We start from the raw sequence: 580 nt of genomic DNA, 5'->3' as shown, positions 1-580 counted from the left end.
ATCGATCGCCTTGCGCGAGAGACTGACGTGGTGCGCCGTCTCATGACCATTCCGGGCATCGGGTCGCTGAGCGCCACAGCACTCGCCACACTAGCGCCACCTCCAGAGATCTTCCGCAAGGGGCGGTTATACATGTTGCTCTAATCGGTGAGGGGGATTCACCTTGGGAATCCGGATGGTTAGATCGTGTCCCAACTGATGGTGTAGCTCATAGCGGGCCTCGTGCTGACTGGCGGGCCGAGCTGATCAGTCGCGCTGCGCTGCAGGCAAGCTGACCACGACATCATCGCAGATTGGCGCCAGCGTTTCCAGTGTCATGTATCGACCGCGCTGGACGGTCCATTCCTCGGTCTGCTCCATCAGGATGGCCCCAACGAGGCGGCGGATCGAAGCCTCATTAGGAAAGATCCCGACCACGTCCGTACGGCGCTTGATCTCGCCGTTTAGGCGCTCAATCGGATTTGTGCTGTGTAGCTTCGTTCGATGCTGCTGGGGAAAGGTCATGTAGGCCAGCACATCCTCCTCGGCGCCGTCCATGAGGGTCGCCAGCTTTGGCAGTTTCGGACGCATCTGATCAGCG

Annotated in this window: 1 protein-coding gene and 1 pseudogene; one reads left to right on the top strand and one right to left on the bottom strand. The window is 60.0% G+C overall.

Going from position 1 to position 580, the window contains the following annotated elements; translation table 11 throughout:
• Nucleotides 1–126 (top strand): annotated as a pseudogene (locus VSX56_RS20755) (IS110 family transposase); the annotation flags it as partial.
• Nucleotides 127–246: 120 nt separating this feature from the next.
• Here VSX56_RS20755 and VSX56_RS20750 read toward each other — a convergent pair.
• The coding region (locus VSX56_RS20750) for a transposase (RefSeq protein WP_350938335.1) at nucleotides 247–580 on the bottom strand (334 nt) is incomplete at its 5' end.

The sequence above is a fragment of the Thioclava kandeliae genome (genome assembly GCF_040297545.1).
Lineage (GTDB): Bacteria > Pseudomonadota > Alphaproteobacteria > Rhodobacterales > Rhodobacteraceae > Thioclava > Thioclava kandeliae.
Note: the sequence above shows the minus strand (reverse complement) of the source record. Positions and strands in the feature narration are given on the sequence as shown.